Origin of the sequence: Methanolinea sp. (assembly GCA_030055515.1) — an archaeon.
Classification (GTDB): domain Archaea; phylum Halobacteriota; class Methanomicrobia; order Methanomicrobiales; family Methanospirillaceae; genus Methanolinea_A.
This window is the reverse complement of sequence record JASFYI010000001.1, coordinates 212,650-230,223: the sequence shown is the minus strand read 5'-3', so window position 1 is coordinate 230,223 and position 17,574 is coordinate 212,650. Positions and strand designations below refer to the sequence as shown.

Here is a 17,574-nt window from a genome sequence, read left to right as displayed (position 1 = left end):
TATCAGAACACGTGATTTTTATGCTCGAAGAGGAATACCAGCTCGAGTACTTCAGGGAACACGGGCTCACCCGCAGGATTTGCCAGAAGTGCGGCGCGGCGTTCTGGACGAGGAACCCAGATACTCAGACGTGCGGCGATGCACCCTGCGAGACCTACAAGTTCATCGGAGCCCCGGTATTCAGGAGCCACACCGTCGACGAGATGCGCGAGGCTTTCCTCTCCTTCTTCGAGCAGAACGGGCACACGCGGATCTCGCGGTACCCCGTCGTCGCGAGGTGGAGGGACGATATCTACCTCACGATCGCCTCCATCGCCGATTTCCAGCCGTGGGTCACCGGGGGGATAGTACCGCCGCCCGCAAACCCCCTCGCCATCTCGCAGCCGTGCATCCGGCTCAACGACCTTGACTCGGTCGGCCGGTCGGGCCGGCACCTCACCCTCTTCGAGATGATGGCCCACCACGCGTTCAACCGCGAGGGGGAAGAGGTATACTGGAAGGAGAGGACGGTCGAACTCTGCGAGAAGTTCCTCGCGTCGATCGGAGCGGACCTCTCCCTCGTGACCTACAAGGAGCACCCGTGGGTGGGCGGGGGGAACGCGGGGCCGAGCCTCGAGGTCCTCATCGGCGGGCTCGAGGTCGCGACGCTCGTCTTCATGAACCTCGGCCGGGCGAAGACGGGGAAGCCCGGGATCGAGCTCAAGGGAGAGATGTACTACCCGATGGAGAACTACATCGTGGACACGGGCTACGGACTCGAGAGGTTCGTCTGGGCGTCGCGGGGATCCCCCACGATCTACGATGCCGTCTTCCCCGAGATGGTGAGCAGGGTGATGGAGGCAGCGGGGCTCACCCATGCCCTCGAGGACAAGGAGTACACGAAGATCCTCTCCCTGAACGCGAGGTTCGCGGGGGTGATGGACATCTCGGGCACGAACCTCTGGCAGCTCCGCAAGAAGGTCGCGAGCGCGATCAATGTCCCCATGGAGCGGCTGGACAGGATGATCGCGCCCGTGGAGAAGGTGTACGCCATCGTGGACCACACGAGGTGCCTCGCCTACATGCTCGGGGACTGCATCGTCCCCTCCAACGTGCGGGAGGGCTACCTCGCCCGCCTCGTCCTCCGGCGCACGCTCCGGATGATGAAGGAGCTCGGGATAAAGGAGTCGCTCGCGGACTTCGTCGAGCAGCAGATGAAGATCGTCGGGACGGGCAACTTCGAGCAGGACATCTGCATTGTCCGCGAGATCATCGAGCGCGAGGTGGAGAAGGGGAACGCGACGCTGGAACGGGGCACGAAGATCGTCCAGAGGGTGGCCCGGGCCTACAAGAACAAGAGGGAGCGCGTCCCGCTCAAGGAGGTGATAACCCTCTACGACTCCCACGGGATACCCCCCGAGATCATAAGGGAGGTCGCGACCGCGGAGGGGGCGGTCGTCGAGCTCCCGGACAACTTCTACTCCCTCATCGCCGAGATGCACTCCGAGTCGGAACGCGCGGAGGAGGAGGAAGATCCCTTCGCGAGGTACCGCGACAGGATCTCGGGGCTGCCGGCGACGAGGAAGCTCTTCTACGAGCAGCCGTCGGACATGGAGTTCGACGCCATGGTGATCGACTTCTTCGACGGGTACGCCGTCATGGACCAGACCCTCTTCTACCCGGAGGGTGGCGGCCAACCGTCGGATACCGGGATGCTGATCTCCGCGGAGAACATCGTCCGTGTCGACGACGTGGCGAGGGTGGGCGACGTGATCCTCCACCACGTCACCGGCGGCACCCTGCGCCGCGGCGACCGCGTGAAGGGCATCGTCGATGAGGAACGCCGGTGGTCCCTGATGCGCCACCACACCGCAACGCACATCCTCCTCCACGCCGCAAAGGAAGTCCTCGGCGCCCACGTCCACCAGGCCGGCGCCCAGAAGGGCCCCGAGAGCTCGAGGCTGGACATCCGTCACTACAAGCACATCACGCCCGACGAGCTCCGCCGGATAGAGATCGCGGCGAACAGGATGGTCATGGCCGATCTCCCCGTCGAGGTGAAGTACATCGACAGGACGAAGGCCGAGCAGATGTACGGGTTCTCCCTCTACCAGGGGGGTGTCCCGCCGGGCAGGGAGATCCGGGTCGTCCGCGTGGGAGCGGACGTCGAGGCGTGCGCGGGGACCCACTGCAGGAGCACGGGTGACGTCGGTTTCATCAAGGTCATCCGCGTCGAGCACATCCAGGACGGCATCGAGCGCCTCGAGTTCTCGGCGGGCCTCGCTGCGGTCGAGTACGTCCACAGGATCGAGAAGATCCTCTCCGAGTCCGCGCAGGTTTTCTCGGTCCAGCCGGAATTCCTGCCCGCCACGGCAAAGAGGTTCTTCTCCGAGTGGAAGGCCCAGAAGAAGGAGATAGAGCGACTCCGCCAGCACGTCGCGGAGCTCGAGAAGAAGTCGCTGTCCGCCGAGATCGTCGGCACGACGCCGGTCCTCGTGAGGAGGATAGACCTCTCGGGGAAGGAACTCGCCGGGATAGGCGAGGAGATCGCTTCCCGCGGGGGGGTCGCGCTCCTCGCGAGCGGCACCGACCAGGCAACGGTCCTCCTCGTCTCCGGTTCCGAGAAGGTGAACGCGGGCGAGATCATCGGCCACGTCTGCGCGATCCTCGGGGGGAAGGGGGGCGGGTCCCCGACGCTCGCGCGGGGAGGGGGACCCGCGGTGGAGAAGATCGAGGAGGCGCTCGCTGCCGGCAGGGAGAGGATCCTCGCTGCCCTCGGGGCGTAGGGTGCGGGAGAGGCGATGGACGGGGAGCGAGAGGATACCGTTCCACCACCCGCGGCTGCCGGGGGGGAGGCCGGTCCGCACGGCGGGGAGGTGGTCATCCTCACGCCGGGCGACGAGCGGTCAAAGAAGATCGGGAAGGCACTCGCGAGCCCGGCCGCGGGCGATATCCTCCATGCCCTCGAAAAGGGTCCCGCCACCGCGGGGGACCTCTCCTCCTCCCTCGGGATGCCGCTTGGAACCGTCAAGTACCACATCGAGAACCTCCTCGACGCGGGGCTGATCGAGGTCCGGCACACGAAGTACAGCGTGAAAGGGCGGCAGGTCAAGGTCTACGGGCTGCGCAACCAGCTCCTGATCATGGCCCCGCGGGCACACGACATCCGCTCGGTCCTCCTGCGGTACGCGGCCCTCTTTGGGATCGTCGTCCTCTCGACGCTCGCCGCGTACGCCGTGCTCTCGCTCCCGCGCCCTGCCGGTGAAAATGTCCTCCGGGCCGACACCCTGTCCCCGCACCTAGAGCCGGCGAGGGGGATCCTTTCGGTCCCGCCGGGACCGGCAGGCGGGGTTCCCGGCGCGCTCCCCTCCGAGCTTGCCCTCGCGTTCTTCTGCGGGGGCGTCCTCGTCATCCTCGTTCTCCTCGTCTACGAGGCATGGGCATCGCGGACGCGCGCGTGACCACCACGCGGGGCAGGGCCGGCGTGGAACCTCCCCGCGATCACCCCCGCCGGTTCCGCGACGAGAACAGCCACGCGAGGACGGGGAGGATGGCCGCGCATGCCGCGGCGGGGAAGGGGGATGCGGCCGGCGGCACGGTGTCACTGGCCGTCCCCAGGGACTGCGTCTCCGCGGGAGTCACTGCACCGGGCGGTTCCCCGACGGTGAACTTCACCGTCGTGATGAGTCCCCTCGCGTCCGAGAAATCCACGTAGTAGTTCCCCTTCTCCCCGACGGGGACCGTCCTCGCGAAGAACCCGTCGTCCTTGCCGAGGACTGTCGTCGTCCTGATGTCCACCGGCGGACCGACGGCCCCGTCCGGGCCCGTCACCCTCATCGTCAGCGTGACGACCCCTGCCTTGGGGACGTACCCCTCGATCCTGAGTGCCTCGCCGAGCACCTGGTCCAGCGGGGAGGTAATCACGATCTCCCCCGACCGGTCCGTGACCTTCACGAGGCGGGTCGTGACCGAGCCGGAGCTGAGCTTCGAGCCCGGGTCGGTGCGGAACCTGACCTCGACCTTGTAGTCCCCCGGCGAAAGCCCGATCGTCCCGAAAGTCACTTCGAACGACCTCGAACCCGAGACGACGATCGTTTTCTCCGCGACGGGCTCGGGCAAAGTCGTCTGGATCCTGTAGAGCACGATGTCGAACTCGGTGCCCTCGGGGAAATTCGTGGTTCCCGTCACCTCGATCGGCAGGCCGAGGCGGACCTCGGCGGGCGCGCTGATCACGAGCTCGTACGCGAGTGCACCCTCCGCGAGGAGGAGGGCGAGGAGGAGGGCGACGATCACCGGCCGCATGTGATCGTCTCTGGAGCCTGACGATAATTAGTTTCTGCCATGGTTTCTGGATATCACGCGGAAACGCGGCGCGGGAGGTCACGCGGGGGCGGGGGTGACATTATATACCATTGCTGCCCTTCCTTCACGTATGGGTAGCCTGAAACTAAAGGTCATGGAGAGGGTCTTTCCGAGTCGCGGGCGGGCCAGGATCAACGAAGTGCACCTCAAGGCCCTCGGAATCAATGAGGGTGATGAAGTGGAGATCTCCGCAGGGACTGGCACGAAACCCGTCGTTGTCACTGTCTACGCGGACACGCTGGTGGAGGAAGGGCTCATCCGGTTGAGCCCCGAGGACATCGCCGAGGCGGGGGCGGTCCCCGGCGGCGAGGTGGTGGTGACGAGGGTGCCCCCCATGAAGGAGCGTGCTGCGCAGGCAGTGGGCAAGGTGGAGGAGTCCATCGGTAAGGGCATCGAATCAGTGAAGAAAAAGCTCGGGGAGAAGGACCTCTGATGCACCACGGGTGAGGCGAGAGATGGCTGACGTGTGGATCACATTCGAGGCCTACATCCCGGTCCTCCTGTTCTTTCTCGGCCTCGTCATCCTCTACTTCATCGTGAGGGAGTTCCGCCTGATGTATTCCGGGCCTCGGCTCGCCCAGCTCGAGCTCGAGAGGGCGAAGATCGAGCTCCTGAAGGCCGACATGGAACAGAGGGGGAGGCCGTTTTACCGGATCTCCCGGCAGGACATGGAGGAACTGAGGAGACTCGACGAGGAGACGAGGGGTCTTGAGAGCGACATCCTCGCGCGGCACAGCATCGTGGAGAAGAGGTTGAAACGCCTCGAGGACAGGGTAGTGCTCGCGAGACTCGAGAAGATGCTCGCGAAGATCGCCCGCGAAGAGGAGAGGCTCGGGTGATACCGGTGACCGACTACGTGACGCGGAAACATACGGGAGAATCGTACTTCCCGCTCGAATCCCTCCGGGAGATCCCCACGGCAATCGGGGGGATCCTCCCGACGATGGAAAAGGACCTCGACGAGTACTTCGATCGCAATTTCCCCGCGATCGTGGGCGAGTGGGGGCTCGTCTCCACGATGCACTTGAGGGAGATAGAGCGGCGAATAGAGCGGGTCCACAGGCAGATCGACTTCCTTGAGAAAAACAGGGAGAGACTTGAAGAGAGGGCTTCTGCCCTCGAGAGGGAGATAAGGAGGCTCGAGGGACAATGAGAGTGCCGGACTACCTGGGATCGTACCTCGACCGCCGCATGGAAGACCTCATCAGGGAGTGGGGCCTCGCGACGCGCCGCGACCTCGGCGACCTCCCCGCCCGCCTCTCTGCCCTTGAGGAGGAGGCGCGGAAGTGCGCGGGATTCGAGGCCGCCGCATCCGCGAAACTCACGGAACTCGAGGAAAGGCTCGACCGCGTGAGGAGGCAGCGGACATGACACTCGCAGAAGTCCTCCTCCTGCTCATCCTCATCGCCCTCATCGCGTTCGCGCTCTACTACTTCCTCCGGGGGAGTTCGGGGAGAATTGACATTGCCCGCCCGATCGAGAGCCGTATCGACGAGTACCTCGACAGGAAGTTCGACCGCCTCGTCGAGGAATGGGGCCTCGTCGGGCGTCCCGTCGCCGAGCGTTTTAGGGACGAGAATCTCCCCCTCATCGCGAGAGAAGAGGAGAGGATGGCAGCACTCCGGAAATTCGAGAGAGAATTCGGTGAGGAACTCGCAAGTCTGGAGGAGAGGATTGAGGCTCTGGAAAAGCAGGTCCCAAGGTAATCGCCTGGAAAAAGAGAGAGGGGAAGACCTCATCACCCGCATCAGGAAGGACATCGAGAGGGTGAGGAGGCAGGGGGATCCCCCCGAAAAGGATCCTGCCAGTTTCTCCCGCTATTCGTGCGACCTCTGCAACACGACGTTCCCGAGGAAAGACTTGAGGCAATGTGCCCTCTGCGGGAGGTGGGCCTGTGCTTCCTGCTGGACGGAAAAATTCTACGCGTGCAAGGCCTGCAACGGGATTATCACCCTCCACCTCACCGCGGAAAATCCGGGTGAGTGAAAAATCCTTTTTAATTTCTGGTTGCGACTTTCCGCAAAAAAAAAGTGAATTGTGCAACGTCACCTCCCCATCATTCGCACATCTACCGATTGGGTGCCCAAGGTTCTTTAGGAGAGGGCGCGGTGGATATTCTCGGCGAACACTGTTACCGTGAGCACCAGTCCGGATGCGATCACGAAACCTGCCGTCGTGAAGATGATGGTGGGGGCCTTCGGCCAGCCGAGGATCCAGGCAATCACGGGAGTGCCGTAGAGCCCGATGCCGGGTATCCATGCGATGAAGATGCACGAGATGGCGCCGTAGGAGCGAATCGATGGATGTTTCTCCATGATCTCCCCGACTTTCCTGATCCATCGCGCGAGCCGTTCCGATGTCACGGAGAGTGCATCGCAGATCTCGAGGATGCAGGTCACCACGCCGACTGCAAATGATGCCATCAGGAATATGATGACGGGGTCAGAAAGCCCGAGGGGGTGTCCGAGGGGCGGGGCTGCGCCCTGCAGGACGAATGCGGACGCAATCAGGGGAAGGATCCTGCTCTCCGGGATTCCAAGGATTGCACCGGTGAGGAGGGGGACTGCCAGTGCGAAGGTGAAAAGGAACAGGATCGCACGCGAAAGGTCCGCCAGAGCGCTCACGTGGGAACGCAGCCGGGGGAACATGGTGACAGGTGAGCTGCTCTCCCTGATATGGTTTGCCTTTGGAACGGGCAGTAGTACGGCGAAACAAAAAATCCTTCATCCCGTGGGGGAGATCGGTTGGAGGACTCGCACCGGGAGTGTTCCGCGAAGTCACCCGAAGGGTTGCCATTTCCCCGAATTTTATCACAGGAGATCAAGGAAATTCCTCAGGAGGAGAAGACCGCGTGTGCCACTCTTCTCGGGGTGGAACTGGACCCCAAAGACATTCCTCCCGTCCCACACCGCCGACGCGAACGGGATGATGTACTCCGTCCTCGCGAGGGTGTGGGCGAAATCGGTATCCGCGTAGTAGGAGTGGACGAAATACATGTGGTCCCCCGGGTGGATCCCGTGGAAAAGTGGGTTTTCCGCCTTTACTTCCGAGAGCGAGTTCCACCCCATGTGCGGTACCTTGAACCCTGCGACCCTCGGGAACCGGCGCACGGTTCCGGGAACGAGGCCAAGCCCCCTGTGCAGCCCGTGCTCCTCGCTCCACTCGAGCATCATCTGCATCCCGAGGCAGATCCCGAGGACCGGGACTGACCGGGATGCACCGAGGATCGTCCCCTGGAGTTCCCCTAGCTGGTCCATGCCATCGCGGAATGCCCCGACCCCGGGGAGGACTATCCCGTCCGCGGAAACTACCATGTCGGGATTCGTCGTGATGACGGCGCGTGCACCCGCCTTCTCGAGCCCCCGGAATACCGATCTCAGGTTCCCTAGGCCGTAGTCAACAATTGCAATCGTCTTCACCGGACACTTCCCTCACGCGCCACGCGGCGTCCTCCACCCACGAGTCCGGGAGTCCCCGCGCGTGCTGCCACTCGCGAAGCCTCCCTGCCCACCCCTCCCAGAGGTCAGGGTAACGGGAGATGACGTTCCTGATCACTGCAACATCGCTCGAAGGGCACATGAAACACCCGATCCTGTCGATTCCCTCCTCGTAGAGGGGATTGTAGGGAGCCTTCTCCCGGAAGAGGTAGAGCCAGACGTGGAGCGCCGTCCAGTGGTGGATGGGGGCTGCGGAGACCTGCGCGGGGACGTGGGGGTTCCTCCACACGCGGTGGCTCGCCATCCTCCGCGCCGACTCGTACTTCCGCTGCCCGATGAAGGAGAGGCACTCCCCCCATTTCTCCCTGATCAGCCGCTCCACGGGACCGAGCTTCGCCGCGCGGCAGCACCACCGGAAGTCGCGCGACGGGGGGCCGTGCACCGAAAAGGCATCCCAGAATGCGTCTCTCCCCGACGTCCTCTCGACGGGAAGGCCGTACGTCTCCGCGACGTCGTCGACGTTCCCGTACGTCTCGGGGAACTCGAGGCCCGTGTCCGCGAAGAGGATCGGGACGTCCCCGAGCGCCTTCCTGACGAGGATGAGCGTCGCGAGGCTGTCCTTTCCCCCCGAGTACGAGACGTTTACCGGGAGCGCGTGGCTCCTCGCGACGTTCCTCACGAATTCCACCGCTTCCCCTTCCCTCTCCCCGAGCACCGCCGCGTTCGCGGCGACCGCGTCATCCCACGTCGCCCTCCCCGGGACGCAGAGCGACGAAAACGTCCTGCGGGTCCTCACCACGAGTCCCCTCTCCATCGACGCGGCGACCGGTGCATCCACCCGTGCCCTGCCGACCGCGATGCACTCGCCTCCTTCGTCGAGGACAAAGACCTCGTCGCCCGCCCTGACCGACGGCTCGATCTCCACGAGGCCGGGGGCAAGCACGCTCGCCGACTTCACGCGGATCGCGGCGGCGGCCCCGCCGTCGACGACGACCCATTTCCTTGGGGATTTCAGGAGCCCGTAGGCCTCGACGCGCGGGATCGCCTCCCACCGGTGCTCCGCGGGAAGGTAGCGGATCGCGCCTGCGACGCCGCCCCCCACGATCACCTCCTCCATGCGGTCCGTGTCGGGGACCTTGTTGAGCAGGGCGAGGTTCCCCTCGGGGACGAGGGGGGAACCGAAATGATCCGCGTAGATCCTGTTGACGAGCGCGATGTCGGCCGGGAACGCGGGGCGGGCATCCCCCGGCGGCGTGAGAGTGACCTTCCGCGTCGGTCTGCCGCAGCGCGAGCACGCGCGCGAGAGGACGGGGGTGTGGCAGGCATCGCACCACGAGAGCTGCCCGCGTGAGGAGAGGGGCGACCGCATTGTACCGTACTTATTGGAAATACCCCTCCATAAATATCCACGCGCCTGCCCCATCCCACGGAATGCGCGCGGGGAACGGCCCTGCCGGGTATCACGGTGTCCGGCCAGAGAGGGGGGCCCGGCCGTGGGACTGCCGCCCGTCCAGCCCCCGACGGGGAATCCCCGCACCCGGATCTCCGCGATTCCGGTATCTTCATTATCAATCGTGATGTATTGTTCCCGCGATGTGCGAAATGCCCCGCCCGCCGAGCACGGGCACGCGGGCTTCCAAGTTTCCAACCGTGATTCCCATGACTGCGAACGGAATTGCTGGGCATATGTACCATCGGCGCGGGGGGCCGGAATGAAGGCGTACCTCGCGACTTTCGGAATGGCCCTCCTCGTCTACCTCCTCTTTTCCGCCGGGAGCGGGACACTCCTTTTGTGGTCCGCGCCGGAGATCGTCGCCGCGATCCTCGTAGGAGTCCTCGCTGCCGTCGTGACCGCGCGTGTCCTCTGCCGGCGGGACGATTTCAGGATGGCAAATCCCGTCCGCCTGCTCCTCCTCCCCGTCTACCTCCTCGGCCCCTTCTTCCTCGAGGTGACACGCGCGAACCTCGACGTCGCGTACCGCGTCATCACGGGGAAGGTCAGGCCCGGCATCATCAGGGTCCCGTCGGGGATGAAGACTGACTTCGGCGTTTTCCTCCTCGCGAACTCGATCACCCTGACGCCCGGGACGATCACGGTGGACGTCGACGAGGAGACGAACGAGCTCTTCGTCCACAACATCAACGTGCCTGCAGGCTGGGAATCCCTCCCCTCGGTGGACGCGCGTGAACTGTTCTCCCTCGCGAATATCCCCTCGTGGATACGGAGGATCGCGGAATGAACGCGCCTTTCGATCTCGCGGCCCTCGTCCTCGTCGTGCTCATCTGCATCGCGCTTCTTAGGCTCGTCCTCGGGCCGACGATCGCGGACCGCGCCGTCGCCGTCGACACCGTCAACACGCTCATGGTGGCAGTGCTCATCCTGCTCGGCGTGGTGTACGGCCAGGTGATCTTCATTGACGTCGCGATCGTCTACGCCCTCCTCTCCTTCGTGAGCACGCTCTACGTCGCGAAGTACATCGGGGGTGACCTGTGACGGCGGAGGTAATCGTGCTCGCCTGCCTCGCCGTGGGGACGGTGTTCAACGCCCTCGGGATCCTCGGGCTGCTCCGGTTCCCCGACGTGTACACGAGGATGCACGCGACGACGAAGATGACGACCTTTGGCTCGGTATTCACCGCGCTCTCGGTCATCGTGTACGGTGCTGCCCTTTTCATCGGGACGGGGGACCCCCAGTACATCGCCCTCTTCCTCCACACACTCGTCGCGGCGATCGCGCTCGCGGTGACGAATGCCATCGGGTCCCACGCCATCGCGCGGGGAGCGCACCGGGCAGGGATAAAACCCGCGCTCGCGGTCGTCGACCGCCTCGCGGAGGTGAACCCGTGATAGAACCGGTCCTCCACGTGGCGGTCCTCGCGGGGCTCGTCGTCTCGGCCCTCCTCGTCTTCTCGTTCAGGGACCTCCTCGCTGCCGCGCTCACCGCGGGGTTCTTCTCGTTCCTCGTCTCCCTCGAGTTCTACATCCTCCAGGCCCCCGACGTCGCCATCTCCCAGGCAGCGATCGGCGCGGGGCTGACGACCGCGATCTTCGTCGTCGCCATCCGGTGCACGACGCGCTACGAGGGGGGAGCGTCGTGAGGAGGTGGCTCGTTTTCTCCATATTCCTCGTCTGGGCGGCCGGCCTTGCCACGATACCCGCGTTCCTCTCCTTCGGCCACCCTGCGGCATCGGACATGGACACGTACTTCATCGAGAACGGCCAGGCCCAGGCGGCTGCAAACAACATCGTGACCTCTATCGTGTTCGATTTCCGGGGCTTCGACACGCTCGGGGAATCCGTCGTCCTCTTCTGCGCGGTCACCGGCGTGGGGCTCGTACTCAGGGAGATGAGGGAGGGCGAGGAACGTGGCGATGAGTAAGGTCGTCCGGACCGGGGCGTCGATCCTTTCGCCCTTCATCGTCGTCTTCGGGTTCTACGTGATCGTCCACGGGCACCTGACGCCGGGCGGCGGGTTCCAGGGTGGGGCGGTCGTCGCGACGGCCGCGGCCCTCGTCCTCGTCGCGTTCGGCCGCGAAGAGTTCGGGGGGATGCTCAAGAAATCCACCTTCTCCGCGCAGGAATCCATCGGCCTCCTCCTCTTCGCCGGGGCAGGCATCCTCGGGCTCCTCGCCGGGATGCCCTTTTTTGCGAACGTGCTCGCGAACAGCGGGCTCCTCTTCGGGACGCCCGTTCCCTCGGGCCCAAACCCGGGGGACATGAACACCGCGGGGGTCATCCCGGTCATGAACATCGCGGTCGGGGTGGAGGTGTGGGGAGGACTCGCGCTCGTCCTCCTCTACATGCTCTCGAGGGTTCCCGCCGCGGGAGGGGAAAGATGATAGGGAGCCTCCCGTACGTGGCGATCGTGGCCCTCCTGCTCATCGGCCTCGCGACGATCGTGCTCAAGCAGAACCTCATCAAGGTATTCCTCGGGCTCGTCATCGTGGAGTCCGCCGTCAACCTGTTCCTCGTCTCGCTCGGGTACCGCGAGGGGGGGATCGCGCCCATCTACACGAACGCGCCGGAGGGGACGATGGTACTGCCCACGCCGCAGGCACTGACGCTCACCTCCATCGTGATAGGGGTGGCGACGACCGCGCTCCTGCTCTCCTTTGCCGTCATCGTGTGGAGGAAGTACGGGAGCATCGAGACCGGCTTCATGAGGAGGCTCCGGGGATGATCCCGCAGTTCGTCGTCGAGCATTCGCCCGCCCTCATGGTCGTGGTCCCGCTCCTCGCCGCATTCGTCGCGCCCTTCTCGGGGAAGGTGAGCCACGCGGCGAGGGCCGTCCTCGTGGGCGGCGCAATGGGAATCACGTCCCTCCTCGCCCTCGTCCTCGCATCCGACGTGTACGCGCACGGCACGCGCATCTACGTCTTCGGTGCAGGGTCCGCCGCGCTCGCGGTCCCGCCGGACTCGGGGGGGATCCCGGTGCGGATCGTCTTTGCCGTCGACCAGATGGGCGCGCTCATGCTGGTGATCGCTGCCGTCTCCTCGCTCTCGGTCATCGTCTACTCGCTCGCGAGCGAGAGGGGACACTCTGGCCTGGGGAATTTCTACACCCTTTTCCTCCTGATGGTCACCGGCATCCTCGGGATGGTCTCCACGGGTGACGTCTTCAACTTCTTCGTCTTCCTCGAGATCCTCTCGATCGCGTCCGCGGGCCTCGTCGCGTTCCGCATCGACGGGGGACCCGCCGTGGAGGCCGCGATCAAGTACTTCGTCCTGAGCACCCTCGGCGCGTTTGCGATCCTCATCGCGATCGGGATCTACTACGGGGAGTACAACGCCCTGAACATGGCCCTGATCGCCCAGAGGATGCAGTTCACCCTCCTCGACAAGGTCGCGCTCGCCCTCTTCGTCGCCGCCCTCGCGATGAAGTGCGGGGCCGTTCCCATGCACTTCTGGACGCCCGACGCGTACTCGATGGCCCCCTCCTCCGTGACCGCCCTCCTCGTCGTCGCGAGCCAGGCGAGCCTCTACGGGCTCTTCAGGGTGGTCTTCTCCCTCTACGGGGTTGTCCTGAACGCGGCGTGCGTCGGCTGGTTCGTCATCGTCCTCGGCGTGCTCTCGATGGTCGTCGGCGTGACGATGGCGATTCCCCAGAAGAACGTGAAGCGCCTGATGGCGTACCACGCGATCTCGCAGACGGGGTACATGCTCCTCGGCGTGGGCGTCGGGCTCGCCGTCCTCGGGAACAGGCCGTTCCTCGAGGCATTCGGGTACATGGCGATGGAGGGGGGGCTATTCCACATCATCAACCACGCGATGTACAAGGGACTCCTCTTCCTCACCGCGGGGGCGATCTTCTACCGGGTGGGGACGTACGACCTGAACAGGATGGGGGGGCTGGGCCACTCGATGAAGTGGACGATGGTCTTCTTCATCATCGGCGCGCTCGCGATCGCGGGGATCCCGCCCTTCAACGGGTTCGCATCGAAGCTCATGATCTACGAGTCCGTCTTCGCCTTCAACCCTGCCCTCTCTGTCATCGCCATGGTGGTGAGTATCCTGACGCTCGCCTCGTTCGTGAAGGTATTCCACTCGATCTTCATGGGCCCCGTCCTGCCCGAGTACCGCGACGTCGAGGAAGTGCCTCTCCCGATGCTCGCCGGGATGGGGATACTCGCGCTCGTCGTCGTGTTCTTTGGCCTCTTCCCCTCGCTCGTGGTGGATACGCTGGTTGCCCCCGCGGCGCACGCGCTCGCGGACAGGGGGATGTACATCGCGGCAGTCCTCTCGGGGGGAGCGTGACGTGGCAGACATCCTCCTCGTGCTCGACACGGGCACCGGATTCTGGAACCCCGTCGCGTGGATCCTCGGCGCCGCCGTCGCAGGGGCAATCGCCCTGCTCCTCTACGCCCTCGGCGAGAGGGGGTACAAGGAGGGGACTCCCCAGGAAGAGCCGTTCCTCTCGGGGAACCCGGAGCCCGGGGGAGGTCTCCTCCACGTCCGCGCCGGCAATCTCTACTGGGGTTTCCTCGACGCGATGGGCGGCTACTACGAGAGGCTCGTCTCCCTCCACACGGGCGACCTCCACGACTACGTCCTGTGGTACATGGGGATCTCGGCCCTCTTCCTCGTCGCGGTGGTGGTCTTCCGATGAAACTCAATCCCTCCTTCAACAGGTCGCTGTGGGTCTACCATTTCAACACGGGCTCGTGCAACGGGTGTGAGATCGAGATCGTGGCCACGCTCACCCCGCGGTACGACCCGGAACGGTTCGGGATAAAACTCGTGGGGAGCCCGCGCCACGCCGACGTGATGCTCGTGACGGGCCCCGTCGTCCACAGGATGAGGGACCGGCTCCTCCGCGTCTACGCGCAGATCCCCGACCCGAAGCTCGTGATGTGCATCGGGACGTGCGGGATCTCGGGCGGCGTCTTCTACGACTCGTACAACCTCGACGGCCCCGTGGACGAGGTCATCCCGGTCGACGTGTACGTCCCCGGCTGCCCGCCGAGGCCCGAGGCGATCGTCCACGGCGTGGTGAAGGCCCTCGAGAAACTCGAGAGGCTGGAGGGGGTGGGGACGTGAGCGAGAGGACCCTCGCGCCGGAGGAGCTGGTCGAACACCTCCGCTCGCGGCTCGGCGCGGCCATCAGGTCCGTGTCGATCCGGAGGAGGGTGCAGGGGAAGAAGAAGGTCCCCCACGCCACGATCTGGATCGACATCGGCAGGGAGAGCCTGAAGCCCGCGGTGGAGGCCCTCAGGGAGATCCAGTTCCCCCACCTCTCGGTGATCGCGGGTGCGGACACCGGGGACGCGGTGAGGCTCTGCTACATCTTCTCTGTCCAGTACGGCCACCCGAAGGGCGAGTGCATGGTCACGTTCGCGGTGGACCTCCCGAAAACGGACCTCACCGTCCCGACGATCTCCGACCTCGTCCCGGGAGCGGTCTTCTCGGAGAGGGAGAAACAGGAGTTCCTCGGCGTGAGGGTGGTCGGCATCCCGGACGGGAGGCGCCTCTTCCTCCCCGAGGACTTCCCCGAGGGCATTTACCCGTGGAGGAAGGACGAGACCGGGGTTCCTGCGGGGATGGTGAGGGAACTATGGAGGTTGCGGAGGCCCGAGGGCAGGCCGGCACCCCCCGCGGGCCGCGGGCCGGGAGAAAACGGCGATTCCCGCGCGGAGGGGTCGGGATGAAGGAGGAGACGAAGAAGGCCCCCTACAGGGTCCCCATAGGTCCTAACCACCCTGCCCTCAAGGAGCCCGTGATGTTCACGTTCGAGGTGGAGGGCGAGGTCGTCAGGGACGTGGACTTCGCGCCCGGGCAGACGCACCGCGGAATCGAGTGGATGGGGATGCGGAGGAACCCGGTCCAGATCGTCCACCTCACGGACAGGATATGCGGGATCTGCGGCGTGGTCCACTCCCTCTCCTTCTCCATGGCCGTCGAGGACGTGGCGGGGATCGAGGTCCCGGAGCGCGCGGACTACATCAGGACCATCGTGCACGAGCTCGAGAGGATCCAGTCACACCTCCTCTGGGCCGGCGTCGCGGCGCACGAACTCGGCTTCGACTCCCTCCTCCACCTCACGTGGAGGGTGAGGGAGGACGCAATGGACGTCATCGAGAACCTGACGGGAAACCGCGTCAATTACGGGATCGTGCAGGTCGGCGGGGTGCGCAGGGACATCCTGCCGGAACAGCACCCGGTGATAGAGAGGTGCCTCGACCGGTACGAGAGTCTCCTTGGGACCCTCCTCTCGTTCTTCCTCGACGACGCGACGATACGCGCGCGGTGCAGGGACGTCGGGGTCCTCTCCCGGGAGAACGCGATCGGCCTCTGCACCGTCGGACCCACGGCGAGGGCCTCGGGGGTGAACGTCGACCTCCGGCAGGACTACCCGTACGCCGCGTACGGGGACCTCGATGTCCGGGCGGTCCTCCCCGGGCAGTACCTCGGGAAAACCCACGGCGATGTCTACGACAGGATCGTCGTGAGGCTCCTCGAGATAGGCCAGTCGTGCCAAATCATCAGGCAGTGCCTCTCCGAGATGCCCGCCGGCCCCGTCACGGCCGAGGAGAAACTCCCCAAGCTTCTCGCCACGTGCAAGAAGGCCGTCGGCGAGGGGATAGGGAGGGTCGAGGCCCCCCGCGGGGAATGCCTCCACTACGTGAGGATGGAAGGGAAGGACTCCCCCGCGGCGTGGAAGGTCAAGGCGTCCTCGTATTCCAACCTGATGTCGTGGATACCCATGCTCCGGGGGGCTCAGGTTGCCGACATCCCCATCATCGTCGCGTCCATCGACCCCTGCCTCTCCTGCACTGACAGGGTGGCCATCGTGCGCGACGGGAGGAGGGAGATCCTCACGAAGGATGATCTCCACCGCCTCTCCGTGGAGAAGACGAGGAGGCTGCAGGGATGACACCGACCGACGTCGCGGTGCTCGCCGCGTCGTGCACCGCCCTCTCCCTCTTTGCCCTCGCCGCGGGGCTCCTCCTCTCCGGCATCGACAGGAAACTTGCCGCCCGCATGCAGGCGCGCGTGGGCCCGCCCGTGTGGCAGCCGTTCCTCGACACCCTCAAACTCCTCCAGAAGGAGAGCGTTGTTCCCGCGCACGCGGTCCCGTGGCTCTTCAACGCGGCACCGGTCATCGCGCTCGCGTCCAGCATCCTCGTCCTCTTCTACGTCCCGGTCGGGAGCTTCCCGCCGGTTCTCGGCGCGGACGGCGACCTCGTCCTCGTGATGTACCTCCTCACCCTCCCCGCGCTCGCGCTCGTCGCCGGTGGATTCGCGTCGGGATCGCCGTACGCGACGGTCGGAGCCCAGCGCGAGATGGTGACGATGATCGCGTACGAGTTCCCGCTCGCGGTCGTCGTCATAGGGGTCGCGTGGAGACTCGGCGCGGCGGGGATCTCCCACCCGTTCGCGCTCCAGTCCATCGCGCAGACCCCCGTGTGGTCGGTCACCGGGCCCCTCGGCGCACTCGGGGCACTCGTCCTCCTCCTCGTGCTCGCCGCGGTCACCCCCGCCGAGCTCTCCCGCATCCCGTGCGACACGCCGGAAGCAGAGACGGAACTCGCGGGGGGCCTGCTCGTCGAGTACTCGGGGAGGAATCTCGCGATGTTTTCGCTCTCGCAGGCCGTAAAGACACTCGTCTTCTCCGCCGTCGCGGTGGCAATCTTCCTCCCGTGGAACATCTCCTCCCTCCTTGCCGTGCCGCCGGCACTCGCCGCGGCCGCGGACCTCCTCTTCTTCCTCGGCAAGACCTTCGCGGTCTCTTTCCTCGCGGTCACGCTCGTCCGCGTCGCGATGGCGCGGTTCCGCATCAACGACCTCGTCAGGTTCTACTGGGTGTACCTCCCGGTCGCGGCATTCCTCGGCCTCGTCCTCCTGATGGCCGACGTCGCGGCGGCACACCTGCTGGGGGTGATCCCGTGAGGGGGCTGCCCCTCGTCCCGGAGCTCCTGCGCCAGCTCTTCAGGAGGCCCGCGACGAACCTCTTCCCCGCGAAGTACCTCCCGCGGTCCGTGAGGCGGTTCCTGCGCGACGCGGGGGAGGGCAGGGCCCGGATTCACCCCCCGGTTCCCACGCCGCCGCAGTACAGGGGGAAGATCGCGTACGACCGGGAGAGCTGCATCGGGTGCACGCTCTGCGTGAAGGTGTGCCCGGCACACGCGATCGACTTCATCCCGGTGACGAAGAAGGTCCGCATCTGGGTCGGGCAGTGCATCTTCTGCTCCCAGTGCACGAGCATCTGCCCGAAGAACTGCCTCTCGATGACCGAAGAGTTCCTCCTCGCGGGGGAGGACCGGTACGCGGAGAACCTGATCGTGGAGTGAGTGGGGAA

26 protein-coding genes are annotated in these 17,574 nt (G+C 65.3%); 22 read left to right on the top strand and 4 right to left on the bottom strand.

Annotated elements, in window-relative coordinates; translation table 11 throughout:
• The first annotated feature begins 20 nt into the window (after positions 1–20).
• Positions 21–2,765: an alanine--tRNA ligase gene (alaS, locus tag QFX32_01220; GenBank protein ID MDI9632660.1), complete on the top strand. Its 2,745-nt coding sequence runs from the start codon at positions 21–23 to the stop codon at positions 2,763–2,765.
• A gap of 15 nt (positions 2,766–2,780) precedes the next feature.
• A complete protein-coding gene (locus QFX32_01215; protein MDI9632659.1) occupies positions 2,781–3,440 on the top strand; it encodes a winged helix-turn-helix domain-containing protein in 660 nt (219 codons plus the stop codon).
• 40 nt (positions 3,441–3,480) lie between these two features.
• On the opposite strand, the gene QFX32_01210 is transcribed toward QFX32_01215, so the two are convergent.
• A complete protein-coding gene (locus QFX32_01210) occupies positions 3,481–4,281 on the bottom strand; it encodes a hypothetical protein (protein MDI9632658.1) in 801 nt (266 codons plus the stop codon).
• Between the two features lie 130 nt (positions 4,282–4,411).
• On the opposite strand from QFX32_01210, the gene QFX32_01205 reads away from it, so the two are divergent.
• The 6 genes from QFX32_01205 to QFX32_01180 are packed head-to-tail and all read left to right on the top strand — an operon-like array spanning position 4,412 to position 6,327.
• Positions 4,412–4,774 (top strand): hypothetical protein, encoded by a 363-nt coding sequence (locus QFX32_01205; protein MDI9632657.1) that lies wholly within the window; start codon positions 4,412–4,414, stop codon positions 4,772–4,774.
• 22 nt (positions 4,775–4,796) lie between these two features.
• The gene (locus QFX32_01200; protein MDI9632656.1) at positions 4,797–5,180 is read left to right on the top strand and encodes a hypothetical protein; all 384 of its coding nucleotides are present in this window, start codon (positions 4,797–4,799) and stop codon (positions 5,178–5,180) included.
• The gene (locus tag QFX32_01195) at positions 5,177–5,494 is read left to right on the top strand and encodes a hypothetical protein (protein MDI9632655.1); all 318 of its coding nucleotides are present in this window, start codon (positions 5,177–5,179) and stop codon (positions 5,492–5,494) included. The genes QFX32_01200 and QFX32_01195 overlap by 4 nt, the downstream gene beginning before the upstream one ends.
• Positions 5,491–5,712 carry a hypothetical protein gene (locus tag QFX32_01190; protein ID MDI9632654.1) on the top strand — a complete coding sequence of 74 codons (222 nt, stop codon included), beginning with the start codon at positions 5,491–5,493 and terminating at the stop codon, positions 5,710–5,712. The genes QFX32_01195 and QFX32_01190 overlap by 4 nt, the downstream gene beginning before the upstream one ends.
• A complete protein-coding gene (locus tag QFX32_01185; GenBank protein ID MDI9632653.1) occupies positions 5,709–6,047 on the top strand; it encodes a hypothetical protein in 339 nt (112 codons plus the stop codon). The genes QFX32_01190 and QFX32_01185 overlap by 4 nt, the downstream gene beginning before the upstream one ends.
• Positions 6,016–6,327: a hypothetical protein gene (locus QFX32_01180; GenBank protein MDI9632652.1), complete on the top strand. Its 312-nt coding sequence runs from the start codon at positions 6,016–6,018 to the stop codon at positions 6,325–6,327. Before QFX32_01185 ends, QFX32_01180 begins: the two co-directional genes overlap by 32 nt.
• Before the next feature lie 107 nt (positions 6,328–6,434).
• On the opposite strand, the gene QFX32_01175 is transcribed toward QFX32_01180, so the two are convergent.
• The 3 genes from QFX32_01175 to QFX32_01165 form a co-directional block, all read right to left on the bottom strand.
• Positions 6,435–6,965, bottom strand: coding sequence for a hypothetical protein (locus tag QFX32_01175; protein MDI9632651.1), 531 nt, complete (start codon positions 6,963–6,965; stop codon positions 6,435–6,437).
• A gap of 186 nt (positions 6,966–7,151) precedes the next feature.
• Positions 7,152–7,760 (bottom strand): imidazole glycerol phosphate synthase subunit HisH, encoded by a 609-nt coding sequence (gene hisH / locus QFX32_01170; protein MDI9632650.1) that lies wholly within the window; start codon positions 7,758–7,760, stop codon positions 7,152–7,154.
• The gene (locus QFX32_01165) at positions 7,738–9,147 is read right to left on the bottom strand and encodes a phosphoadenosine phosphosulfate reductase family protein (protein MDI9632649.1); all 1,410 of its coding nucleotides are present in this window, start codon (positions 9,145–9,147) and stop codon (positions 7,738–7,740) included. Before QFX32_01165 ends, hisH begins: the two co-directional genes overlap by 23 nt.
• 343 nt (positions 9,148–9,490) lie before the next feature.
• On the opposite strand from QFX32_01165, the gene QFX32_01160 reads away from it, so the two are divergent.
• From QFX32_01160 to QFX32_01095, 14 genes are read left to right on the top strand one after another with little or no spacing between them, the layout of a single operon-like run.
• Positions 9,491–10,018 (top strand): Na+/H+ antiporter subunit E, encoded by a 528-nt coding sequence (locus QFX32_01160; GenBank protein ID MDI9632648.1) that lies wholly within the window; start codon positions 9,491–9,493, stop codon positions 10,016–10,018.
• A complete protein-coding gene (locus QFX32_01155; GenBank protein ID MDI9632647.1) occupies positions 10,015–10,272 on the top strand; it encodes a monovalent cation/H+ antiporter complex subunit F in 258 nt (85 codons plus the stop codon). Before QFX32_01160 ends, QFX32_01155 begins: the two co-directional genes overlap by 4 nt.
• Complete coding sequence (gene mnhG, locus QFX32_01150) at positions 10,269–10,625, top strand: monovalent cation/H(+) antiporter subunit G (protein MDI9632646.1); 357 nt, start codon at positions 10,269–10,271, stop codon at positions 10,623–10,625. Before QFX32_01155 ends, mnhG begins: the two co-directional genes overlap by 4 nt.
• Positions 10,622–10,876, top strand: a complete 255-nt coding sequence (locus QFX32_01145) for a DUF4040 domain-containing protein (protein ID MDI9632645.1) — start codon at positions 10,622–10,624, stop codon at positions 10,874–10,876. The genes mnhG and QFX32_01145 overlap by 4 nt, the downstream gene beginning before the upstream one ends.
• A complete protein-coding gene (locus tag QFX32_01140; GenBank protein ID MDI9632644.1) occupies positions 10,873–11,157 on the top strand; it encodes a hypothetical protein in 285 nt (94 codons plus the stop codon). Before QFX32_01145 ends, QFX32_01140 begins: the two co-directional genes overlap by 4 nt.
• Positions 11,150–11,617, top strand: coding sequence for an MnhB domain-containing protein (locus tag QFX32_01135; GenBank protein MDI9632643.1), 468 nt, complete (start codon positions 11,150–11,152; stop codon positions 11,615–11,617). The genes QFX32_01140 and QFX32_01135 overlap by 8 nt, the downstream gene beginning before the upstream one ends.
• Entirely contained in the window at positions 11,614–11,958 is a 345-nt protein-coding gene (locus QFX32_01130) for a cation:proton antiporter subunit C (protein MDI9632642.1), read from the top strand. The genes QFX32_01135 and QFX32_01130 overlap by 4 nt, the downstream gene beginning before the upstream one ends.
• On the top strand, positions 11,955–13,532 hold the full coding sequence (locus QFX32_01125; GenBank protein ID MDI9632641.1) for a proton-conducting transporter membrane subunit: 1,578 nt from the start codon (positions 11,955–11,957) through the stop codon (positions 13,530–13,532). The genes QFX32_01130 and QFX32_01125 overlap by 4 nt, the downstream gene beginning before the upstream one ends.
• Before the next feature lies 1 nt (position 13,533).
• On the top strand, positions 13,534–13,884 hold the full coding sequence (locus tag QFX32_01120; protein MDI9632640.1) for a hydrogenase: 351 nt from the start codon (positions 13,534–13,536) through the stop codon (positions 13,882–13,884).
• Positions 13,881–14,315: an NADH-quinone oxidoreductase subunit B family protein gene (locus QFX32_01115; protein MDI9632639.1), complete on the top strand. Its 435-nt coding sequence runs from the start codon at positions 13,881–13,883 to the stop codon at positions 14,313–14,315. Before QFX32_01120 ends, QFX32_01115 begins: the two co-directional genes overlap by 4 nt.
• A complete protein-coding gene (locus QFX32_01110) occupies positions 14,312–14,923 on the top strand; it encodes an NADH-quinone oxidoreductase subunit C (protein ID MDI9632638.1) in 612 nt (203 codons plus the stop codon). Before QFX32_01115 ends, QFX32_01110 begins: the two co-directional genes overlap by 4 nt.
• On the top strand, positions 14,920–16,149 hold the full coding sequence (locus tag QFX32_01105) for a nickel-dependent hydrogenase large subunit (protein MDI9632637.1): 1,230 nt from the start codon (positions 14,920–14,922) through the stop codon (positions 16,147–16,149). Before QFX32_01110 ends, QFX32_01105 begins: the two co-directional genes overlap by 4 nt.
• The gene (locus tag QFX32_01100; GenBank protein ID MDI9632636.1) at positions 16,146–17,165 is read left to right on the top strand and encodes an NADH-quinone oxidoreductase subunit H; all 1,020 of its coding nucleotides are present in this window, start codon (positions 16,146–16,148) and stop codon (positions 17,163–17,165) included. The genes QFX32_01105 and QFX32_01100 overlap by 4 nt, the downstream gene beginning before the upstream one ends.
• Positions 17,162–17,566, top strand: coding sequence for a 4Fe-4S dicluster domain-containing protein (locus QFX32_01095; protein ID MDI9632635.1), 405 nt, complete (start codon positions 17,162–17,164; stop codon positions 17,564–17,566). The genes QFX32_01100 and QFX32_01095 overlap by 4 nt, the downstream gene beginning before the upstream one ends.
• Positions 17,567–17,574 lie beyond the last annotated feature (8 nt).

Coding starts and splice junctions, on each gene's coding strand:
- alaS (MDI9632660.1), top strand. CDS start 21: ATGCTCGAAGAGGAATACCAGCTCGAGTACTTCAGGGAACACGGGCTC.
- QFX32_01215 (MDI9632659.1), top strand. CDS start 2,781: ATGGACGGGGAGCGAGAGGATACCGTTCCACCACCCGCGGCTGCCGGG.
- QFX32_01210 (MDI9632658.1), bottom strand. CDS start 4,281: ATGCGGCCGGTGATCGTCGCCCTCCTCCTCGCCCTCCTCCTCGCGGAG.
- QFX32_01205 (MDI9632657.1), top strand. CDS start 4,412: ATGGGTAGCCTGAAACTAAAGGTCATGGAGAGGGTCTTTCCGAGTCGC.
- QFX32_01200 (MDI9632656.1), top strand. CDS start 4,797: ATGGCTGACGTGTGGATCACATTCGAGGCCTACATCCCGGTCCTCCTG.
- QFX32_01190 (MDI9632654.1), top strand. CDS start 5,491: ATGAGAGTGCCGGACTACCTGGGATCGTACCTCGACCGCCGCATGGAA.
- QFX32_01185 (MDI9632653.1), top strand. CDS start 5,709: ATGACACTCGCAGAAGTCCTCCTCCTGCTCATCCTCATCGCCCTCATC.
- QFX32_01165 (MDI9632649.1), bottom strand. CDS start 9,147: ATGCGGTCGCCCCTCTCCTCACGCGGGCAGCTCTCGTGGTGCGATGCC.
- QFX32_01160 (MDI9632648.1), top strand. CDS start 9,491: ATGAAGGCGTACCTCGCGACTTTCGGAATGGCCCTCCTCGTCTACCTC.
- QFX32_01155 (MDI9632647.1), top strand. CDS start 10,015: ATGAACGCGCCTTTCGATCTCGCGGCCCTCGTCCTCGTCGTGCTCATC.
- QFX32_01135 (MDI9632643.1), top strand. CDS start 11,150: ATGAGTAAGGTCGTCCGGACCGGGGCGTCGATCCTTTCGCCCTTCATC.
- QFX32_01130 (MDI9632642.1), top strand. CDS start 11,614: ATGATAGGGAGCCTCCCGTACGTGGCGATCGTGGCCCTCCTGCTCATC.
- QFX32_01125 (MDI9632641.1), top strand. CDS start 11,955: ATGATCCCGCAGTTCGTCGTCGAGCATTCGCCCGCCCTCATGGTCGTG.
- QFX32_01115 (MDI9632639.1), top strand. CDS start 13,881: ATGAAACTCAATCCCTCCTTCAACAGGTCGCTGTGGGTCTACCATTTC.
- QFX32_01105 (MDI9632637.1), top strand. CDS start 14,920: ATGAAGGAGGAGACGAAGAAGGCCCCCTACAGGGTCCCCATAGGTCCT.
- QFX32_01100 (MDI9632636.1), top strand. CDS start 16,146: ATGACACCGACCGACGTCGCGGTGCTCGCCGCGTCGTGCACCGCCCTC.